Consider the following 18,774-nt stretch of genomic DNA (forward strand, 5'->3'; position numbering starts at 1 on the left):
TTGTGGTGGCCGGTCACGCGCTGTCCAGGCCCAGCCGTCGGCAGGCACGGGCGTATGAGCCATTGCGCACTGCCCAGCGCAGTACCGGTGCCATAGCGTGGGCCGCGTGGCGCGCTGCCGGGTAGGCGGCAAGGCCAAGCTGCGAGCGTGCCCAGCCAGGCAGCAGGTCGATACCGGCGCGCATCATCACTTGCCCTGCAGGTTTGGCAAGGCGGCTGGGGGCAGGGGCATCGAGCAACAGGCGTACGACCTCCCGGCAGCGATCGTCGCAGACCAGCCCGGCACGTTGCTGGTTCAGGTAGGCGGCGACCTGCTCACGGGAGCGCGGCACCTCCCTGGCACCAAGGCGTATCGCTATCAAGGCAATTTCGTCGTAATAGCGATCCTGCTCGGCACCGGGCATGGAAGGGTTGACGTAACGCAGGTGTGCGGCCAGAAACTGGCTGACTTCCGCCACGTGCACCCAGGCTAGCAGGTCCGGATCGCTTGCCGCATAGGTGCGTCCGTCCGGCGCAGTGCCGTTGACGCTCTGATGAATGCGGATGACCTTGTCGATCAGCCAGTTGGCATCCCGGGTTGAGCCGAAGGTGGTGCCGGCAATGAACTGGCTGGTGCGGCGCAACCTGCCGAGCATGTCCTGGCGAAAGTTGGAATGGTCCCAGTACCCCGGCCAGTGCCAGAGGGTGAAGCATCTGCAGCATCAGGGCCGAGATGCCCCCGATGAGCATGCTGGGAAAGTCCCGATGCACTCGCCAGGGTGCAGAGCCAGGGCCGAACAGCCCCGGGTCGCCAGGCGGGTTCTCAAGGTCCAGTTGGCCAAGCGACAGCCCGGTCAAGCCTATGATCTGGCTTTCGAGGCGGCGTCGCAGCGCTTCCATGAGGGAAAGGTCGGCCCTGCGGTTACCCGCAAGGCCAGGCCGGTCAGCCGCGATGGCGGCTACGGAAGAAGTCGATAAGGCCTTGAGTGGAGGCATCCTCGGCGGGCTCCTCGATGCCGCCGATCAAGCGTTGGAACACGCCCTTGCCCAACTCCTTGCCCAGCTCCACGCCCCATTGGTCGAAGGCATTGATGCCCCAGATCACGCTCTGCACGAACACCTTGTGCTCATACATCGCAACCAGTGCACCCAGGCGGCGCGGGCTGATGCGTTCGACGACCAATGCGTTGCTCGGGCGGTTGCCCGGAATCACCTTGTGCGGCGCCAAGGCCTGGATGGCCTCGTCGGTCATGCCCTTCTCGCGCAACTCGGCTTCTGCCTCATCGCGGGTCTTGCCCAGCATCAGCGCCTGGCTCTGCGACAGGCAGTTGGCGAACAGCCACTGGTGGTGGTCCGAGACCGGGTTGAAACTCACCACCGGAACGATGAAGTCGGCCGGAATCAGCTGGGTGCCCTGATGCAGCAACTGGTGATAGGCGTGTTGGCCGTTACAGCCCACACCGCCCCAGATTACCGGGCCGGTATCGGTAACGACCGGGCTGCCGTCCTGGCGCACGCTCTTGCCGTTGGACTCCATGTCCAGCTGTTGCAAGTGTTTGGTGATGTTGCGCAGGTAGTGGTCGTACGGCAGGATCGCATGGCTTTGCGCGCCCCAGAAGTTGCCATACCACACACCCAGCAACGCCAGCAGCACAGGCATGTTGCGCTCGAACGGGGCAGTCTGGAAATGCTGGTCCATGGTGTGAGCACCGGAAAGCAGTTCCTTGAAGTTGGCGGTGCCGATGCTCATGGCGATCGGCAGGCCGATGGCAGACCACAGCGAATAGCGCCCGCCGACCCAGTCCCACATCGGGAAAATGTTCTCTTCACGAATGCCGAACGCCACCGCAGCGGCATTGTTGCTCGAGACGGCGATGAAGTGCCGATGCAGCTCGGCCTCCGAGCCCCCCTGAGCCAGGTACCAGGCACGTGCGGCCTGGGCGTTCTTGAGTGTTTCCAGCGTGCCGAAGGATTTCGACGAAACGATGAACAAGGTGGTCTCGGCACGCAGGCGCGCCGCCAGCTCGTGGAACTCGCTGCCGTCGATATTGGCCAGGTAGTGGCAACGCACGCCTTTTTGCGCATAGGGCAGCAGCGCTTCGGACACCAGCTCAGGGCCCAGGAACGAGCCGCCAATACCGATGTTCACCACATCGGTGATGGGCTTCTCGGTGTAGCCACGCCACAAGCCGTCATGAACACGGGTGACCAGTTCGGTCATCTGGTTCAGCACCTTGTGCACTTCAGGCATCACATTGGTGCCGTTGACCTTGAGCTTGTCGCCCACTGGCCGGCGCAAGGCGGTATGCAGAGCGGGGCGGTTCTCGGAGGCGTTGAGGATTTCGCCGCTGAACATTGCGGTGATCGCCTCTTGCAGGTCGACTTCCTTGGCCAGCTGCACCAGCAGGTCACGGGTTTGCTGGGTGATCAGGTTCTTCGAATAGTCGAGGAACAGGCCGCAGGCGCTCAGCGAGAATCGATTGAAACGTTCGGGTTCGGCGCTGAAGGCTTCGCGCATGCTGAAGCCCTTCATGGCCGCGCGGTGGTCGCTCAGTGCCTGCCAGGCGGGCAGGGTGGTCACGTCGTGGGGGGTACGGTAGTACGGCATCGCGGCGGGATTCCTTATTGCGTGTGCTGCCTCGTTGGACATTCGGGCGGCAGGCCGGTTGCGTGAAATTCGTACCCTACGGCGCCGGCTCGCGGTTGTCTTCGCGAATCTGCCCATTGCACCGGTACGATTTCCCAACGCGGCCCTTGGCCACATGCCCTAGAGCATACGCCCAGATGACCCGACGGTCATCCGGGCACACGTTCAATTGCCCGCCAGCTCCAGGTGAAGGTTGTCGATCAGCCGCGTGGCGCCGTTCCAGGCAGCCACCAGGATCACCAGGTCGCGGTCTTCTGCGCGTGCCGGGCGTAGCGTCTGGCCGTGGCGGATCTCCAGGTAATCCAGGCGCAGGCCGCTGTCGACGATCTGTTGCCGGTAGCGCGTCATCAGCGCCTCGAAACCCTTGTCGCCCGAGCGCAATGCCACGGCCATGTCGCTGAGCACACGGTAGAGCACCGGCGCGGCGGCGCGCTGGGCGGGGTCGAGAAAGCCGTTGCGCGAAGACAGCGCCAGGCCGTCATCGGCCCGCACAGTGGGTGCGCCGATGATGCTGATGGGCATGTTCAAGTCGCGCACCATTGCGCGGATCACCGCCAGTTGCTGGTAGTCCTTCTGGCCGAACACGGCGACATCCGGCTGCACCATGTTGAACAGCTTGCTGACCACCGTGGTGACACCGTCGAAGTGGCCCGGGCGGCTCGCCCCGCACAGCTCCTGGCCCAGCTCAGGCACGCTCACGCGAGTTTGCACGGCCATGCCGCCTGGGTACATTTCGGCGACAGTGGGGGCGAACAGCAGGTTACAGCCTGCGGCCTGCAGGCGTCGCTGGTCGGCAGCCAGGGTGCGCGGGTACTTGTCGAGGTCTTCGTTGGGGCCGAACTGCATGGGGTTGACGAAGATACTGGCCACGACAAAGGCTGCCTCCTCACGGGCGCGCGCCACCAGCGCAATATGGCCATCGTGCAGGTTGCCCATGGTCGGAACGAAAGCGATGCGCTGGCCTTGTGCGCGTGCCTGTGCGACGGCGGCGCGCAGGGCCTGGACATTGTCGAGGGTGTTCATGCGTTGAATCCGTGTTCGCTGGCGGGGAAAGACAGGTCCTTGACGGCGCCGACGTAGGCGCGCAGGGCGCTGGAGATGTCGTGCTGGCCGCTCATGAAGTTGCGCACGAAACGCGCAGTGCGCCCACTCAGAGACAGGCCGAGCATGTCATGCAGCACCAATACCTGGCCGTCGGTCTCAACCCCGGCGCCGATACCGATCACCGGCACCTTGGCTGCACGCGCTACCTGGGCGGCGAGGGCGGTGGGCACGCATTCGAGCAACAGCATGGCGGCACCGGCCTGCTCAAGGTCCAGAGCGTCGGCCAGTAACTGCTCGGCCTGCGCCTGTTCGCGGCCTTGCACTTTATAGCCGCCGAACACGTTCACCGATTGCGGCGTGAGGCCCAGATGCACGCAACTGGGAATACCGCGCTCGGCCAGTTGCGTGACGGTGCTTGCCAGCCAGCCGGCGCCTTCGAGCTTGACCATGTGCGCGCCGGCCTGCATCAGCACTGTGCAGTTAGCGAAGGCCTGTTCGGGCGTGGCGCAGGCCATGAACGGCAGGTCGGCCAGGATCAGCGCGCCCTGGTTGCCCCGTTTCACGCAGGCGGTGTGATAGGCCATGTCGGCAGTGCTGACTGGCAGGGTGCTGTCGTGGCCCTGCAGCACCATGCCGAGGGAGTCGCCCACCAGCAGGATCTCGACGCCGGCCTGGCTCGCGGCATGGGCGAAGGTGGCGTCATAGCAGGTCAGCATTGTTATTTTTTCACCTTGCGCCTTGAGCTTGTGCAAGGTGGTGAGTGTGATCGCTGGCATGAAAAAGTTTTCCTCGGTCGGCCGCAGGCGATGGCGCGGCGCTGGCAGGGTTCACCTCATCTTCCGTAAGGTTCAGGCCACTGCGGGTTCAGCTCGTTCACCCAGCCGTCCGGGCGGGGCGGCCTATAGTCCCGAGGCGATGGCAGGAAGTCAATCGTGGTGTTACCAGGATGTTACCGCTGTGTTACCGCGGCGCTGCAAGGCGCTCCAGCCCTGTGAACGGGCAGGCTTGCAGCAATGCGCGCAGTGTACGGCCATCGCTGAAAACGAAGGCTTCAGGCACCAGTTCCGCAAGCGGGTAAAGCACAAAGGCGCGGGCCTGCATTTCGCGATGTGGCACGTGCAAGCGCGGCTCATCGATCACCTGGTCGCCGTAGAGCAGGATGTCCAGGTCGAGGGTGCGCGGGCCCCAGCGTTCGGTGCGAACGCGGCCTTGAGCGTTTTCGATTGCCTGCAGGGCGTCGAGCAGTGCCAGTGGCGCGAGCTCGGTGTCCAGTGCTGCCACTGCATTGGTGTAGCGCGGCTGGCCGGCGAGGATGGAATCACTGGTGTACAACGAAGAGAGGCCGGCCCACCGGCTGCCAGGCAGTTGCTTCAGCGCCTGCACGGCGCTGGCCAATTGCGCTGCCGGGTCGGCAAGGTTGCTGCCCAGGCCGATGAAAACCCTTGTCACTCGACGTCGCTTTTGCGCTTGCTGGTGCGACGGCGCTTGCGGGGTGCCGAACCGCTGTCTTCATCACCACCGGCCAGTTCGCTGATCATCGCGCGGCGTTCGCGGTCCGGCAGTTCCTGGTACTCGGTCCACCATTGGCCAAGGCCATTGGTCTGTTCACCCGCTGACTCGCGCAACAGCAGGAAGTCGTAACCGGCGCGGAAACGCGGGTTTTCCAGCAGTACATCGGCGCGCTTGCCGTTGCGCCGTGGCAGGCGCTCCTGCATGTCCCAGATTTCCTTGATCGGCAAGGTAAAGCGCTTGGGGATCGCGATGCGCTGGCACTGTTCGCTGATCAAACCATGAGCGGCTTCCTGCATCGCCGGGATCGGTGGCAGGCCCTGGCCTTGCAGGTAAGCGGCTCGCATCGGCAGCGCCGGCCACAACAGAGCGGCGAACAGGAATGCTGGGGTTACCGGTTTGCCCTGTGCCACGCGCAGGTCGGTGTTGACCAGTGCATTGCGGATCAGCGTGTGGGTGTATTCCGGCTCGTGCTCCAGTGCGTAGGCGCTACCAGGGAACAGCGCATCGAACAGTTGCAGGTCGACGAGCATTTCATAAACGTGCGCGCCATGGCCTGAGAGGAACAGCTTCAACGTCTCCTCGAACAGCCGAGCGGCAGGGATATCGCGCAGGCTTGCGGCCAGTTCGCGGATCGGCTCCACGGTACGGCGCTCGATGCCGAAGTCGAGCTTGGCGGCGAAGCGCACGGCGCGCAGCATGCGCACGGCGTCTTCCTGGTAGCGTTGCTTGGGGTCGCCGATCAGGCGGATCAGCTTGTTGCGCACGTCGTGCACGCCACCTGCGTAGTCGAGGATGCGCTCGGCTACAGGATCGTAATACAGGGCGTTGATAGTGAAGTCGCGGCGCTGGGCGTCTTCTTCCAGGGTGCCGTAGACGTTGTCGCGCAGGATTCGCCCGCTCTCATGGCGCGAGGAATTGCGGGTGTCCTCGGCTTCGTCTTCGGGGTGGTTGGCCCGGAACGTCGCCACTTCGATGATTTCGCGGCCGAAGTGAACATGCACCAACTTGAAACGCCGGCCGATGATGCGAGCGTTGCGAAACTCCGCACGCACCTGCTCGGGTGTCGCGCTGGTGGCAACGTCGAAATCCTTGGGGGTGATGCCAAGCAACAGGTCGCGCACGCAACCGCCAACCAGGTAGGCCTGGTAGCCTGCCTGTTGCAGGCGCTCGACGATGCCGACCGCGTGGCGGCTGAACTGCTGGCGTTGCAGCGAGTGCTGCTGGCTGCCAAGCACCTGCGGCGTGGTGCGATGGGCGTGCGTGGGGCGCACGGAGGGGCGGATCGACTGGAACAGCTTTTTCAGCATGGGATGCACTGTGTCAGGGAATGGCCGGCCACGCGCAGAGCGATGACCGCATGATGGGCGGGGATTCTAGCATTTAGTAACAGGATGGTGTAAGGCGCCGTGGAAGATGGCCTGGAGAAGGGGGAAAAGGGAAGTAAGTATCGGAATGCCGGAAACCACAAGGGGAGCCTGAGCTCCCCTGGAAGTCTTGTTCTGCTCGTTGTTGTTTTTCTGACGGGCTTTTTGTTTTTGTTCAACGCCCTACCCGTGAAGCCAGGGGCTTCGTGGGATCGCCCCCTAGAAGGGGGCCAAGAGCAAACGGATTGCTTTGAACGCCGTATTGAGATGACCAGTGGTCCAACCAGTGCCGAGCTGCTTGATCGCAGTGTTGTTCTTTTCGCCGGTTGCGGGGGAAGACCCGAAAACAATACCTCTCCAAAAGAATCAGTTAGCTGCGCCTCATGCCGTCTTGTTCTTGTTATGCGTGAGCCGATTCGTGTTGTTTTTGTTATGGGTGTTTCGCTTGTTATTGTTCTTGTACCGTAGATAAAGCAGGCGCCGTGCCAACTTTTCAAAACCCTTTAAAATCAATGGTTTGGTCAAGTCTGTAGCTTTTTTGAACGAAGGCTACACGACTTTTTTGTTACTGATTGCCTCGCAGGGTGTTACGTCGCTCCGGGAGAAGGTAACACCTTCGTAGGTGCTACCAAAGGCGCATGCTAGAGCGGTTCGGAAGCTGAAGCGGTTCAGCCTTCACTGGCCAGGCTGGATTTGCGACGAGGAATGCCCAGGCGTTGCCGGCGTTCCCACAGGCACTTGCGGCTCACGCCCAATTTGCGCGCCAGCTCGGTTTCGGTCATGTGGTCCTGATGTTCGAGCACGAAGTGCTGGAAGTAGTCTTCCAGCGACAGATCTTCACTCGGGTCATGAGCATTGGCGGTGTTGGCCACGGTGGTCTGGGCCGGCAGGCCGACAAACGCATCGATCTCCGGCAGGTCGCCTGGCTCCAGGTCAATGCCCAGCAGGTCGGAGGATATCTCTTCACCCTCACTCAGAATCACTGAGCGCTCGATGGCGTTTTCCAGCTCGCGCACATTGCCGGGCCAGCTGTAGTGGCGGATGGCGCGCTCAGCGTTCGCACTGAATCGCAGGCCCTCGCGGCCCAGGCGGGCGCTTTGCCGGGCCAGGAACACATTGGCGATCTCGATCACATCGCTGCCGCGCTCACGCAGGGCCGGCAACTTCAGTGCGATCACGTTCAGGCGGTAATAAAGGTCTTCGCGGAACTGGCCGGTCTTGGCCAGGGTTTTCAGGTCGCGGTGAGTGGCGGCTACCAGCCGCACATCGACTTTTTGCGATTGCACGGAGCCGACGCGGCGAATTTCACCTTCCTGCAAAACCCTCAGCAGGCGCGCCTGGGCTTCCAGCGGCAGTTCGCCGATCTCGTCCAGAAACAGCGTGCCGCCGTCGGCGGCCTCGACCAACCCCGCGCGGCCCGCGCTGGCACCGGTGAAGGCGCCTTTTTCGTGGCCGAACAGCTCGGACTCGATCAGGCTTTCCGGGATCGCGGCGCAGTTGACCGAAATCATCGTGGCCTTGGCGCGCCGCGAAAGGTTGTGCAGGGCGCGGGCGACCAGCTCCTTGCCGGTGCCGGATTCGCCCTGCACCAGCACGTTCGAATCGGTAGGGGCTACCTTGCGGATCTTGCCGTAGAGATCCTGCATGGGCGGGCAGGAGCCGATAATGCCGATCTCGCCATTGGCGCTGTCTGCCGCAGGCTTGTCGCCCCGCGCGGCCGGCCGGGCGTCGCTGCTGGCAGGGCTGGGCGAGGCCGCAGCACGGTCGCGCAGGATGCGCGCAACGGCCTGGAGCATCTCGTCGTGGTCGAAGGGCTTGGCGATGTAGTCGACCGCGCCCATTTTCATGGAGTCGACCGCCGAGCGCAGGCTGGCGTAACTGGTCATGATCAGCACCGGGCGGCCTTCGCCCAGGCGGATGAGCTCGGTACCCGGCGCGCCAGGCAGGCGCAGGTCGCTGATGATCAGGTCGAAACCGCTTAAGGCGAAACGTTCCTGGGCTTCCTGTACCGAGCCGGCTTCGCTGACCTGATACTGGTTGCGCTCGAGCAGGCGGCGCAGGGCAGAGCGAATGATGGTTTCGTCTTCGACGATAAGAATGTGAGGCATTGAGTCAATTCTCTCGACGGTCTCGTTTGCCAGTAGACGTGGCTTCGTTGTGCCGTGGCAGGGTCACCCGGATGCGGGTGCCGAGCTGCCGTTCTACGTCAGCCGGGCTGTCGATGGTGATTTGTCCATAATGCTCCTCCACGATCGAATAGACCAGAGCCAGCCCGAGGCCTGTGCCTTCGCCGGGGTCCTTGGTCGTGAAGAAGGGTTCGAAAAGCCGGTCCATGATGTTCTTGGGAATGCCGCTGCCTTCGTCCTCCACGATCAGGTCGACAGTGTGTTCGTTCGCCTCGCTGCGCACCCGTACCGCGCTGCCGGGCGGCGAGGCATCGCGGGCGTTGGAGAGCAGGTTGATCAGTACCTGCGCCAAGCGCTGCGGGTCACCTTCGGCCCAGTGGTCCGGCTCGCACAGGTTAAAAAATGTATCTCAAAATTTCGGCGGTTCAGCGCCAGCAACCCGATAGCATCCTGTGCCACCTGAGCCAGGTTCACCGGTTCTTCGCTGGTCTGGTGGGCGCCGGCGTGGGCGAAGCTCATCAGCGACTGCACGATGCGTGACACGCGCTTGGTCTGTTCAAGGATCTGGCTGCTCAATTCACTGATCTCGCCATCCTCCTCACGCTCTTCGCGCAGGTTCTGCGCAAGGCAGGCAATGCCGGTGATCGGGTTGCCGATCTCGTGGGCGACCCCGGCCGCCAGCCGCCCGATGCTGGCCAGGCGTTCGGAATGCACCAGCTTGTCTTCGAGCAGTTGTGTGTCGGTGTGGTCTTCCACCAGCAGCACCAGGCCACTGCTGCCGGTGGCCAATGGCTCGGCGATGGCGGCCTTGTGCAGGTTGAGCCAGCGGGTGTGGCCGTCGATGGAGAGGTTCTGTTTGTGCAGGTGCTGGTCGGGCAGGTTGATGAAGCCCAGCAGCAGCGCGCGCCAGGGCTCGTCCAGTGTGGCCAGGCGCGAGCCGACCACCCGCTGCGAACTTATGCCGGTGAGCTCTTCCATCGCCTTGTTCCACATCAGGATCTCGTGGTCGGTGGCCAGCGAACACACCCCCATGGGCAGCTCCTGAAGCGTCTGCCGGTGGTAGCGGCGCAGGGCGTCCAGCTCGGCGGCAAGGCCGGTAAGGCGGGAGTGGTAGTCTTCCAGGCGGCTTTCGATGAAGTGGATGTCTTCGGTGACGTAGCTTTCACCGCCTGCGGCCTTGTAGGGCAGGAAGGTTTCGACGATGTCCTGCGCCACGCTCGGGCCCATCAGGCCGGAGAGGTTGGCTTCGATGCGGTCGCGCAGGCGGCGCAGCGCATAAGGGCGGCGCTCGTCGAAGGGCAGGTAGAGGTCACGCAGCGCTTGCTCCACTTCCCGTTGTGCGGTGCGCGCGCCCAACGGCTTGGCCAGCTGAGTAGCGAACTCCTGCGGGGAGGCGGCGTAGAGTTCACGGCGTTGTGGCCGGCGCACGTTGTCCACGGTGCAGGCCTCGGCGGCGCTGACCTCTTCGGCGCTGGCACTGCTGAACAGCGAGATCAGGGTGAACAGCAGCACGTTGACCGCAAGCGATGCGATCGCCGCCATGTGCCAGCTGGTGTCGTCCATCACGTAGACCAGGTTCAGCAGCGGCACGTAAAAGCCCTGCACATCCCCCAGCAGCGGCATCAGCATGGTGACCATCCATACCAGCATGCCGCCCAGCAGCCCTGCGATGAAGCCGCGCCGGTTGGCGGTTGGCCAGTAGAGCACCGACAGCACGCCTGGCAGGAACTGCAGCGTCGCTACGAAGGCGACAATGCCTAGATGAGCCAGGTCCTGGCGGGTGCCCAGTATCAGATAGAAGCCGTAACCCGCGACCAGGATCGCCACGATCAGGCCGCGGCGGGTCCATTTCAGCCAGCGATAGATGCTGCCTTCGGCCGGTGGCTGATAAAGAGGCAGCACCAGGTGATTCAGCGCCATGCCGGAAAGCGCGAGGGTGGTGACGATGATCAGCCCGCTGGACGCCGACAGCCCGCCAACATACGCCAGCAGCGCGAGCAGGGGATGCTGGGAGGCCATGCCCACCCCGAGGGTGAAGTACTCGGGCGTGGTGCTCACCCCAATTGCAGGCCGGCCCACAATATCAAAGGCACGGCCAGGCTCATCAGCAGCAAGAACAGCGGCAGGCCCCAGCTGGCGCTTACCAGCGCCCGTGGGTTGAGGTTCTCGGTAAAGGCCATGTGGTACATGTGCGGCATCACGATGGCCGAAGCGAAGAACACCAGCAGCAGGGTGCGCCAAGGGCCTTCCTGGAGCGGTGTGTGCAGCGCGGTCAGGGCCATCTGGTTTTGCAGCAGCCATTGCTCCAGCGCGTGCGGGCCGTCGAATACGCCATAAAGCGCATAAAGTCCGATGCCGGCCATCGCCACCAGCTTGATCAGGGACTCGAACGCGATGGCGAACACCAGGCCTTCGTGCTTTTCGCGCGAGGCAATGTGGCGCGAGCCGAAGAACAAGGTGATCAGCGCCACCATCACGCAGTAGCCGATAGCGACCTTGTTCTGCACCAGTTGCCGGCTGAGGATGCCGATCGAGTCGGCCACTGCCTGGATCTGCAGCGCCAGCAGCGGCAGCACGCCCACCAGCATGAACAGCGTGGTGAGTGCGCCAGCCCAGGTACTGCGAAAACGAAAAGCGAACAGGTCGGCCAGCGACGACAGCTGGTAAGTACGGGTGATGCGCAGGATCGGGTAGAGCAGCACCGGCGCCAGCAGAAATGCCCCTGACACCCCGAGGTAACAGGCCAGGAATCCATAGCCGTATTCGTAGGCCAGCCCCACGGTGCCGTAGAAGGCCCAGGCGCTGGCGTAAACGCCCAATGAAAGCGTGTAGGTAAGCGGATGGCGGGTGAGTGAGCGGGGCAGCAAGCCGCGCTCGCTCACCCAGGCCACGCCGAACAGCACCAGTAAATCAGGCAGCGGTCACCAGGACCATCTGGGTGAGGCTAAAGCTCATCGGCGTCTCGCTGGCTCTGCAGGATGAAAGCGACCACGATGAGAATCAGCCATAGCAGGTACGGGCGATACCAGGCGCCGGTGGGCTCGATCCACCAATCCATGATGGCCGGGGAGAACAGATAGATGCCGACCACCAGCAGCAGCACCAAGCGATAGATGTACATGGTTACCTCTCACTCTTGGCTTGCCACGCCTGCGCGGATCGTAGCCGGCGATGGTAGCTAAGCCGGCTCCTCGACGCTACAAGCTCCGAGCTGCAAGCTTCAAGAAAAAGCCTCGTGAGGTTACAGGCTGGCTTCTGGTAGGGCGCGTTTGCATGGGATGGAAGAGGGGCTCCAGTGCTCGATTGCCCATTGGAGAGCTTCTTGAACAGGCAGGTGCTCAAGCGTATCCGGGGGCCTCTGGCCAAGGGCGCGCAGTGCGCGGGTGAGCAGTGCAGGCGCCTGGCCCGCCTCCAGTGGCGGGGAGCGGTAGCTTTTGCCCAATTTGTGGCCATCGGGCTGGGTGATCAGCGGCACGTGCAGGTAGCGCGGGGCAGGCAGGCCGAGCAGCTCTTGCAAGTAGAGCTGGCGAGGAGTGGAGTCGAGCAGGTCGGCGCCGCGCACGATATCGGTGACGCCCTGCAGGCCGTCATCGAGCACCACCGCCAACTGGTAGGCGTAAAACCCATCGCGGCGGCGTATCACGAAATCGCCGGCTTCCGTGCCCAGATGCTGCTCGAAGCGCCCCTGTACCCGGTCGTCGAAACCGTAGCGCAACTCCGGCACGCGGATGCGAATGGCCGCGTCATGCCATGGGTGGCCGGCATTGCGGCACAAGCCAGGGTAGATGCCAGCATAATGCTCGACGGTTTTGCGCGAGCAGGTGCAGGCGTAGGCGAGGCCCTGGCGCAGCCACTGGTCGATGATCGCCTGGTAAGCCTCGTGGCGCTGGCTCTGGTACAACACCGCACCGTCCCATTCCAGGCCGTAGCTTTCCAGGGTGCGCAGGATCGCATCGGCTGCCCCAGGCTGTTCACGGGGTGGGTCGAGGTCTTCCATGCGCACCAGCCAACGGCCTCCCACGCTGCGGGCGTCGAGAAACGAGGCCAGGGCGGCGATCAATGAACCGAAGTGCAGGTAACCGCTGGGGGTTGGGGCGAAGCGGCCGGTATAGGCGGGCGTTTTCATGGGGGAGGCAAGCGCCAGCGGTTGGCTGGCGCGGCGTCGGTCATTTGCCGACTTGCTTTTCCTTGATTTCCGCCAGGGTCTTGCAGTCGATGCACAGGTCAGCGGTGGGGCGAGCTTCGAGGCGCCGCACACCGATTTCGATGCCACAGGACTCGCACCAGCCATATTCCTCGTCGAGGATGAGCTGGAGGGTCTTGTCGATTTTCTTGATCAGCTTGCGCTCGCGGTCGCGGGCGCGCAGTTCAAGGCTGAATTCTTCTTCCTGGCTGGCGCGGTCGGCCGGGTCGGGGAAGTTTGCAGCCTCGTCCTTCATGTGGTCGACGGTACGGTCGACTTCCTGCATCAGCTCCTGCTTCCACTTGTTGAGGATGAAGGTGAAATGAGCGCGCATGGGCTCGCTCATGTACTCCTCACCCTTGGCAGGGGTGTAAGGCTCGAAGCCGCGCACAAGCTCACTGCTCTTTTGCTGGTTCTCGTTGGTGGGCATGACCGCCTCTCGCTCTTCTGATCCGTTGCGCAGAATGATCCATCTCCGGCACCCGCCGGGCCTGCGACTGCAAGCCGGCGAAATTACCAGATCGATTACGGGCGCGCTACTCCCGGTTATCGAGCCTGCTTGAGGCGCTGTTAGGACCGCCGCTTGCGCGGAAAATGCCATCACCGGGTTAGAATCTGCGCTTTGCCATTTCAGGGGCCTGCCCATGCCACCCAACTACAGCGCCCGTAGCCGCGCCATCGAACCTTTCCATGTGATGGCGCTACTGGCGCGCGCCAACGAGCTGCAGGCCGCAGGCCACAATGTGATCCATCTGGAGATCGGTGAGCCAGACTTCACCACCGCCGCGCCTGTGGTCGAAGCTGGCCAGGCGGCGCTGGCCGCCGGCTTGACCCGCTACACCGCTGCGCGCGGTTTGCCTGCGCTGCGCGAAGCCATCGCCGGCTTCTATGCGAGCCGCTACGGGGTGAGCGTCGACCCGGAGCGGATTCTCATCACGCCGGGCGGCTCCGGTGCGCTGCTGCTGGCCAGCAGCCTGTTGGTGGAGGCAGGGCATCACTGGTTGCTGGCCGACCCGGGATACCCCTGTAATCGCCACTTCCTGCGGTTGGTTGAAGGGGGCGCCAAACTCGTGCCCGTCGGCCCTGAACAGCGCTACCAGCTCACACCGGCCTTGCTCGATGAGCACTGGGACGAATACACCGCAGGCACCTTGGTCGCGTCGCCTGCCAACCCTACTGGCACCCTGCTGGGCCTGGATGAGCTGGCAGGCCTTGCCGACACAGGCAAGCGGCGTGGCGGCCACCTGGTGGTGGATGAGATCTATCACGGGCTCACCTATGGCGTGGACGCCGACACGGTACTCAAGGTGGACGACGACGCTTTTGTCCTAAACAGTTTTTCGAAATATTTCGGCATGACCGGTTGGCGCCTGGGTTGGCTGGTCGCGCCGCAAGCGGCGGTGCCGGAGCTGGAGAAGCTGGCGCAAAACCTTTATATCAGCGCATCGTCCATCGCCCAGCATGCTGCGCTTGCCTGTTTCACCGCACCTGCCATCGAGATTTTCGAGCAACGCCGGCAGGCCTTCGCCGAGCGTCGCGACTTCCTGCTGCCCGCCCTGCGCGAGCTGGGCTTCAAGATTGCGCTGGAGCCTGAAGGCGCGTTCTACCTGTATGCCGACATCAGCGCGTTCGGCGGCGATGCCTTCGCCTTCTGCCAGCATTTCCTCGAAACCGAGCACGTTGCCTTCACGCCTGGGCTGGATTTCGGCCGGTACCGTGCCAGCACTCACGTGCGCTTCGCCTATACCCAGAGCCTTGCGCAGCTGGAGGAAGCCGTTCAGCGGCTGCGCAGGGGCCTTGCGAGCTGGAGGCCCTGATGCGCTTTGACCCTCCTCTGGAGCGTGCCACGCTGCTGCGTCGTTACAAGCGCTTCCTTGCCGACGTGCAGTTGCCCAGCGGCGAGCTGCTGACGTTGCACTGCCCCAATACCGGTTCGATGCTCAATTGCATGAAAGAGGGCGGGGCGGTGTGGTTCAGCCGCTCCAACGACCCCAGCCGCAAGTTGCCAGGCACCTGGGAATTGAGCGAAACGCCGCAGGGCCGCCTGGCCTGCGTGAACACTGGGCGCGCCAACGCGTTGGTGGAAGAGGCGTTGCGCGCTGGGATGATCGAAGAATTGGCGGGCTTCACCTCGCTCAGGCGGGAAGTGGCCTATGGGCAGGAACGCAGCCGTATCGACTTTTATCTCGAGTATGCGCAAGGGCCGGCCTGGGTCGAAGTCAAGAGCGTGACGCTGGGCTTCGATGCCAACGGCGTGGCGGCGTTTCCTGACGCTGTTACTCAGCGTGGCGCCAAGCACCTGCGCGAACTGGCGGCGCTGGCTCGGCAGGGGTTGCGAGCGGTGCAGCTGTATTGTGTGAACCTGACGGGCGTCGACGCCGTGCGCCCGGCCGAAGAGATAGACGCAGCTTATGCCACTGCGCTTCGCGAAGCGGTGGCCGCGGGTGTGGAGGTGCTGGCCTACGGGGCGCGGCTGGATGAGCATCAGATCGCTATCGACCGCCGTTTACCGGTGCATCTGGGCTGAACGCAAGGCAAAAAAAGACCCGGCAAAAAGCCGGGTCAATAACCGTGATTAGCCTGATGAGGAGATAAGCTGAGACCCTTCGGCGCCAGATTATCGGCTGGCCTCGCGACCAGTTGCGGTAATCATAACAATTCTCATTTCGGAGTCAACCCCCTCGGCTGAAATGTTTTTCAGCGTCCGCTTTCTTCCTGGCGGGTCAGTTGCCGATTCAGCGAGTCGATCTTCTTGGCCATGCTTTCGATCAGGCTGTGGGCAATGCGCGGGTTGGTCTGGGTCAAGCCAAGGAACTGCTCCTTGGGGATTACCATCACCGTGCACGCGGAGCTTGCCACCACCGTGGCACTGCGTTTTTCGTCGGTGAATACTGCCATTGCGCCGAAAATCTCATCCTTGGGCACATCGCCCACCTTCTGCCCATCGACAAAAGCCTCGGCGTGGCCTTCGGTGATGATGAACACATGGTCGGCATCATCCCCCTGGCGAATCAGCATCTCCCCCGGCGCCACGCGTTTGAAACCGTTGTTGCTGCGGTACTCGGGCTGTTTCAGGCGGGTGATGGCGTCGGCCAGCAGCAGTGCCTGGCCATTGAGATACTCCACTACCAAGGCCAGATGCTCGTTGCCGGCCACATGGGCGAAAACCGCCTGGCGGTCATAAGGACGCAGGTGAATCGGCGCGTCACATTGCAACTTCAGCTTTAGCGCCGTGCTGGCAGCGTCCAGTTGCACCAGGTCACCTTCCTGAAGGTGAAACAACGCCCGGTCGTTGAGGCGCAATTGCAGCATGCCGCTCTCGAGCAGATAAACGCAGTCGGGCGCCAGCTGTGCGCAGATGTCTGTACCGGCTTCCAGAGCCAGGCTCGGCCCGCTGGGCTCCAGGCCTGCGAGCAAGCGCGCCGGCAGGGCCTGCAGATGGTTGACCCACGTGTGCGCATAGGGCGGTTGCTCGCCAATCAAGTACATGTTCACCTTCATTGCCCCGCGCCAGCATCGGGGCTGCGCGGTGCTTACTGGAGGCCGGGCCCGGGGAGGGCGTCGACCTGTTTGTTCAAGGCAGCCTTGCGCTCGCTGGGCACATCATTCCAGTGCACATCCAGCAGCGCGCCCTCGATAGCGTAGAGCAAGACCTTCGAAGCGCGAAAGCCCCGCCGCTTGACCGCGCCATAGGCCGTCGCGGCCCCAACCCGGCGCAGGTCGGCGATGCTGTGGATGCCCACCGCGTGCAGCCAGCGCGCCGACGTCTTGCCCAGGTTTTTCAGGTGAAGAAGTTCATCGTTCATCCAGCCTCCGGCGGTGCGTGTGAACTTCAATCAGACTGCTATGCCGGGCCAGAGGTTCGCCACTATCCTGTCGGATCAGCGTGTGCGGTAGCGCAAGCGGGTGCCGAAATTGACCGACATCAGGATCTCGTCAGCGCTCAGCTCTACCGGGAAGTACGCCCCCGAGATCTGCGCATGGGCAAGCGAAGCACCCTCCAGCCGAGACTCGCGGAAGTCGACACCGCGCAGGTCTGCCGAGCGAAAGTACGCGTCGGAGAAGTCCACCAGGGTCGCATCCAGCTGGCGCAGGTCCAGGCCACGGAAATCGCCCCCACGGAAATCCACAGGGCCGTGCTCCTGCTTGTCGCGATTGAACCCACTCACATCCTCGCGACGCAGGAGCGTGAACAGCGGTGAGTCCAGTTGTTTGGGCTGATTCATGTTCATGATGACGCCTCATTGTTTTCTGGCGCCATCATAGTGACACTGCGCCAGATTGAACATCGTCTACTCCGTCACACTTCTACGCAGGTTCAAAGCCCTGGCAGGCGCTTGCGGAATTCATCGACCAGACGGTCAAGGCTGGCACTTTCGTGGGTGTTCACCACCTGCGTGTGCAGGCTTTCACGTGCGGTCAGAGAATCGCGCCCGGCCTGCTGTGCGGCGATCACCTCCAGCGTCGCTTCGGATGGGTCGCTGCCCTGCGCCTGGCGCTGTGCGAGCCAGCTGTGGATCACCGCCTCGGGCGCCTGGCAATCAAGAACCAGGAACGGCACGCCCCGGCTGTGCGCGACTTCTTCGGCGGCTTCGCGCTGAGGGGCCTTGAGGTAGGTGGCATCGATCACTACCGGGAAGCCGGCTGCCAACACCTGGGACGCAAGCCGATGCAGGTGCTCGTAGGTCGCCTCGGTGGCCTGGGCCTCGTAGCGGCCCTCGGCGAACAGCCTTTGGCGCTCCACGTCCGAACGCAAACGAATGGCGCCCAATGCTTCGACCAGGCGCATTGCCACGTGGCTCTTGCCCACGGCCGAGACGCCGCTGGTAACGGCCAGGAAGCGAGAGGGAATGGCGCTGTAGCTCTCGGCCAGGTTCGCGTAGTTGCGGTACTGGCGCAGGGCGTTTGCCTTTTGTAGCCCGCTTGCGCCCGCCGGCATGCTGAACAGCGCGATTTTGGCGCGCACCATGGCGCGGTAGGCTTTATAGAAATTCAGCAGCGGCAGGCCCGCGTAGTCGCCGGTGTGTTCCAGATACAGGCTGATGAAGCGCCGGGCGAGGCATTTCAGGCCGCGATCTTCCAGGTCCATCGCCAGGAACCCGGTGTCGGCCCACACATCAGTGAAGCGGAAGGGTTCGTTGAATTCGATGCAGTCGAAGATCACCACCTTGCCATCGATCAGCGTGGCGTTGCCCAAGTGGATGTCGCCGTGGCACTCGCGGATGAAGCCGCCTGCCTTGCGCTGCTCCAGCAGCGGCAGGAGCCGGTCATATTCGGCGCGCGCCCAGGCTTGGAGTGCCGTGAGCTGATCGAGGTCGGCCTTGTCGCTCAGGAAGGGAAGGATCTGCTCGAAGTTCTGCAGCACCGGCGCCATGGCAAATTCCGGCGAGCCTTCGGCGCGCTCGGCGGGTACTTGCGGGGTCGCTTCATGGAAGCGGGCGATCTGTTCGGCCATGGCATCTATATGGCGGGTGCTCAGTTCGCCATTGGCCTGCAGGTTGTTGAGCAACTGGCTCTGCGGGAACTGGCGCATCTTGAGCGCGTACTCGATCGGCTCGCCTTCGCCGCCGATCACCGGCGCCTCGGCGCTGCCGGTGATGGGCACCACCTCCAGGTAGAGGTTTTCGGTCAGGCGGCTGTTCAGGTGCAGCTCCTGCTCGCAGAAGTGCTTGCGCTGGGGGAGGCTGGTGAAGTCGAGGAACCCGAAGTTCACCGGTTTTTTCAGCTTGTAGGCGTATTCACCGGTCAGGAGCACCCATGAAATATGGGTTTCGATGACCTGGAAGGCTTCCACCGGGTGCGAATAGAGCGCCGGGTTCTGCAGCGCGGTGATCAGTGGCTGGCTCACGAGAATTCCTTTGGCTGTGCGAGTGCGTTGGGCGACATTATGGCCGCTGTGCCGAGGCCTGCAAGCGTCTGT

The 18,774-nt window shown here is 63.2% G+C and carries 16 protein-coding genes and 2 pseudogenes; 3 read left to right on the plus strand and 15 right to left on the minus strand.

Features of this window, described 5'->3' with window-relative positions:
* Positions 1 to 13: 13 nt before the first annotated feature.
* From LN139_RS01010 to LN139_RS01035, 6 genes and pseudogenes are all read right to left on the minus strand, one after another.
* Positions 14 to 878 (minus strand): annotated as a pseudogene (locus LN139_RS01010) (oxygenase MpaB family protein).
* A 43-nt stretch (positions 879 to 921) separates the two neighbouring features.
* Complete coding sequence (gene pgi, locus LN139_RS01015; protein ID WP_236358017.1) at positions 922 to 2,586, minus strand: glucose-6-phosphate isomerase; 1,665 nt, start codon at positions 2,584 to 2,586, stop codon at positions 922 to 924.
* A gap of 204 nt (positions 2,587 to 2,790) precedes the next feature.
* Positions 2,791 to 3,648 (minus strand): pantoate--beta-alanine ligase, encoded by an 858-nt coding sequence (gene panC, locus LN139_RS01020; protein ID WP_236358019.1) that lies wholly within the window; start codon positions 3,646 to 3,648, stop codon positions 2,791 to 2,793.
* A complete protein-coding gene (gene panB, locus LN139_RS01025) occupies positions 3,645 to 4,445 on the minus strand; it encodes a 3-methyl-2-oxobutanoate hydroxymethyltransferase (RefSeq protein ID WP_236358021.1) in 801 nt (266 codons plus the stop codon). The genes panC and panB overlap by 4 nt, the downstream gene beginning before the upstream one ends.
* Positions 4,446 to 4,629: 184 nt before the next feature.
* A complete protein-coding gene (folK, locus tag LN139_RS01030) occupies positions 4,630 to 5,118 on the minus strand; it encodes a 2-amino-4-hydroxy-6-hydroxymethyldihydropteridine diphosphokinase (RefSeq protein WP_236358023.1) in 489 nt (162 codons plus the stop codon).
* On the minus strand, positions 5,115 to 6,488 hold the full coding sequence (locus tag LN139_RS01035) for a polynucleotide adenylyltransferase PcnB (protein ID WP_236358025.1): 1,374 nt from the start codon (positions 6,486 to 6,488) through the stop codon (positions 5,115 to 5,117). The genes folK and LN139_RS01035 overlap by 4 nt, the downstream gene beginning before the upstream one ends.
* 99 nt (positions 6,489 to 6,587) lie before the next feature.
* Between LN139_RS01035 and LN139_RS01040 the strand changes: the two genes are divergently transcribed.
* The gene (locus LN139_RS01040; RefSeq protein ID WP_236358027.1) at positions 6,588 to 7,013 is read left to right on the plus strand and encodes a hypothetical protein; all 426 of its coding nucleotides are present in this window, start codon (positions 6,588 to 6,590) and stop codon (positions 7,011 to 7,013) included.
* A 200-nt stretch (positions 7,014 to 7,213) separates the two neighbouring features.
* Here the strand turns inward: LN139_RS01040 and LN139_RS01045 are convergent, their stop codons facing one another.
* The 5 genes and pseudogenes from LN139_RS01045 to dksA all read right to left on the minus strand — a co-directional run bounded on the left by LN139_RS01045 (position 7,214) and on the right by dksA (position 13,284).
* Positions 7,214 to 8,653 carry a sigma-54-dependent transcriptional regulator gene (locus LN139_RS01045; RefSeq protein WP_236358029.1) on the minus strand — a complete coding sequence of 480 codons (1,440 nt, stop codon included), beginning with the start codon at positions 8,651 to 8,653 and terminating at the stop codon, positions 7,214 to 7,216.
* A gap of 4 nt (positions 8,654 to 8,657) precedes the next feature.
* Positions 8,658 to 11,626, minus strand: a pseudogene (locus LN139_RS01050) (sensor histidine kinase).
* Positions 11,616 to 11,792: a hypothetical protein gene (locus tag LN139_RS01055; RefSeq protein WP_097085740.1), complete on the minus strand. Its 177-nt coding sequence runs from the start codon at positions 11,790 to 11,792 to the stop codon at positions 11,616 to 11,618. The pseudogene LN139_RS01050 and the gene LN139_RS01055 overlap by 11 nt, the downstream one beginning before the upstream one ends.
* A gap of 120 nt (positions 11,793 to 11,912) precedes the next feature.
* Entirely contained in the window at positions 11,913 to 12,797 is an 885-nt protein-coding gene (gene gluQRS / locus LN139_RS01060) for a tRNA glutamyl-Q(34) synthetase GluQRS (RefSeq protein ID WP_236358031.1), read from the minus strand.
* 40 nt (positions 12,798 to 12,837) lie between these two features.
* Positions 12,838 to 13,284 carry an RNA polymerase-binding protein DksA gene (dksA, locus tag LN139_RS01065; RefSeq protein WP_236358033.1) on the minus strand — a complete coding sequence of 149 codons (447 nt, stop codon included), beginning with the start codon at positions 13,282 to 13,284 and terminating at the stop codon, positions 12,838 to 12,840.
* A gap of 214 nt (positions 13,285 to 13,498) precedes the next feature.
* On the opposite strand from dksA, the gene LN139_RS01070 reads away from it, so the two are divergent.
* Positions 13,499 to 14,671: a pyridoxal phosphate-dependent aminotransferase gene (locus LN139_RS01070; RefSeq protein ID WP_236358034.1), complete on the plus strand. Its 1,173-nt coding sequence runs from the start codon at positions 13,499 to 13,501 to the stop codon at positions 14,669 to 14,671.
* Positions 14,671 to 15,381 carry a DNA/RNA nuclease SfsA gene (gene sfsA / locus LN139_RS01075; RefSeq protein ID WP_236358036.1) on the plus strand — a complete coding sequence of 237 codons (711 nt, stop codon included), beginning with the start codon at positions 14,671 to 14,673 and terminating at the stop codon, positions 15,379 to 15,381. The genes LN139_RS01070 and sfsA overlap by 1 nt, the downstream gene beginning before the upstream one ends.
* Positions 15,382 to 15,551: 170 nt before the next feature.
* On the opposite strand, the gene LN139_RS01080 is transcribed toward sfsA, so the two are convergent.
* From LN139_RS01080 to LN139_RS01095, 4 genes are all read right to left on the minus strand, one after another.
* Positions 15,552 to 16,343 carry a Crp/Fnr family transcriptional regulator gene (locus LN139_RS01080; protein WP_236358038.1) on the minus strand — a complete coding sequence of 264 codons (792 nt, stop codon included), beginning with the start codon at positions 16,341 to 16,343 and terminating at the stop codon, positions 15,552 to 15,554.
* A gap of 44 nt (positions 16,344 to 16,387) precedes the next feature.
* Positions 16,388 to 16,660 (minus strand): TfoX/Sxy family protein, encoded by a 273-nt coding sequence (locus LN139_RS01085; RefSeq protein ID WP_236358040.1) that lies wholly within the window; start codon positions 16,658 to 16,660, stop codon positions 16,388 to 16,390.
* A 75-nt stretch (positions 16,661 to 16,735) separates the two neighbouring features.
* The gene (locus LN139_RS01090; RefSeq protein WP_236360195.1) at positions 16,736 to 17,080 is read right to left on the minus strand and encodes a pentapeptide repeat-containing protein; all 345 of its coding nucleotides are present in this window, start codon (positions 17,078 to 17,080) and stop codon (positions 16,736 to 16,738) included.
* Between the two features lie 92 nt (positions 17,081 to 17,172).
* Positions 17,173 to 18,702 carry a bifunctional aminoglycoside phosphotransferase/ATP-binding protein gene (locus LN139_RS01095; RefSeq protein WP_236358042.1) on the minus strand — a complete coding sequence of 510 codons (1,530 nt, stop codon included), beginning with the start codon at positions 18,700 to 18,702 and terminating at the stop codon, positions 17,173 to 17,175.
* Positions 18,703 to 18,774: the final 72 nt, after the last annotated feature.

It is taken from the genome of Pseudomonas sp. KNUC1026 (assembly GCF_021650705.1).
Classification (GTDB): domain Bacteria; phylum Pseudomonadota; class Gammaproteobacteria; order Pseudomonadales; family Pseudomonadaceae; genus Aquipseudomonas.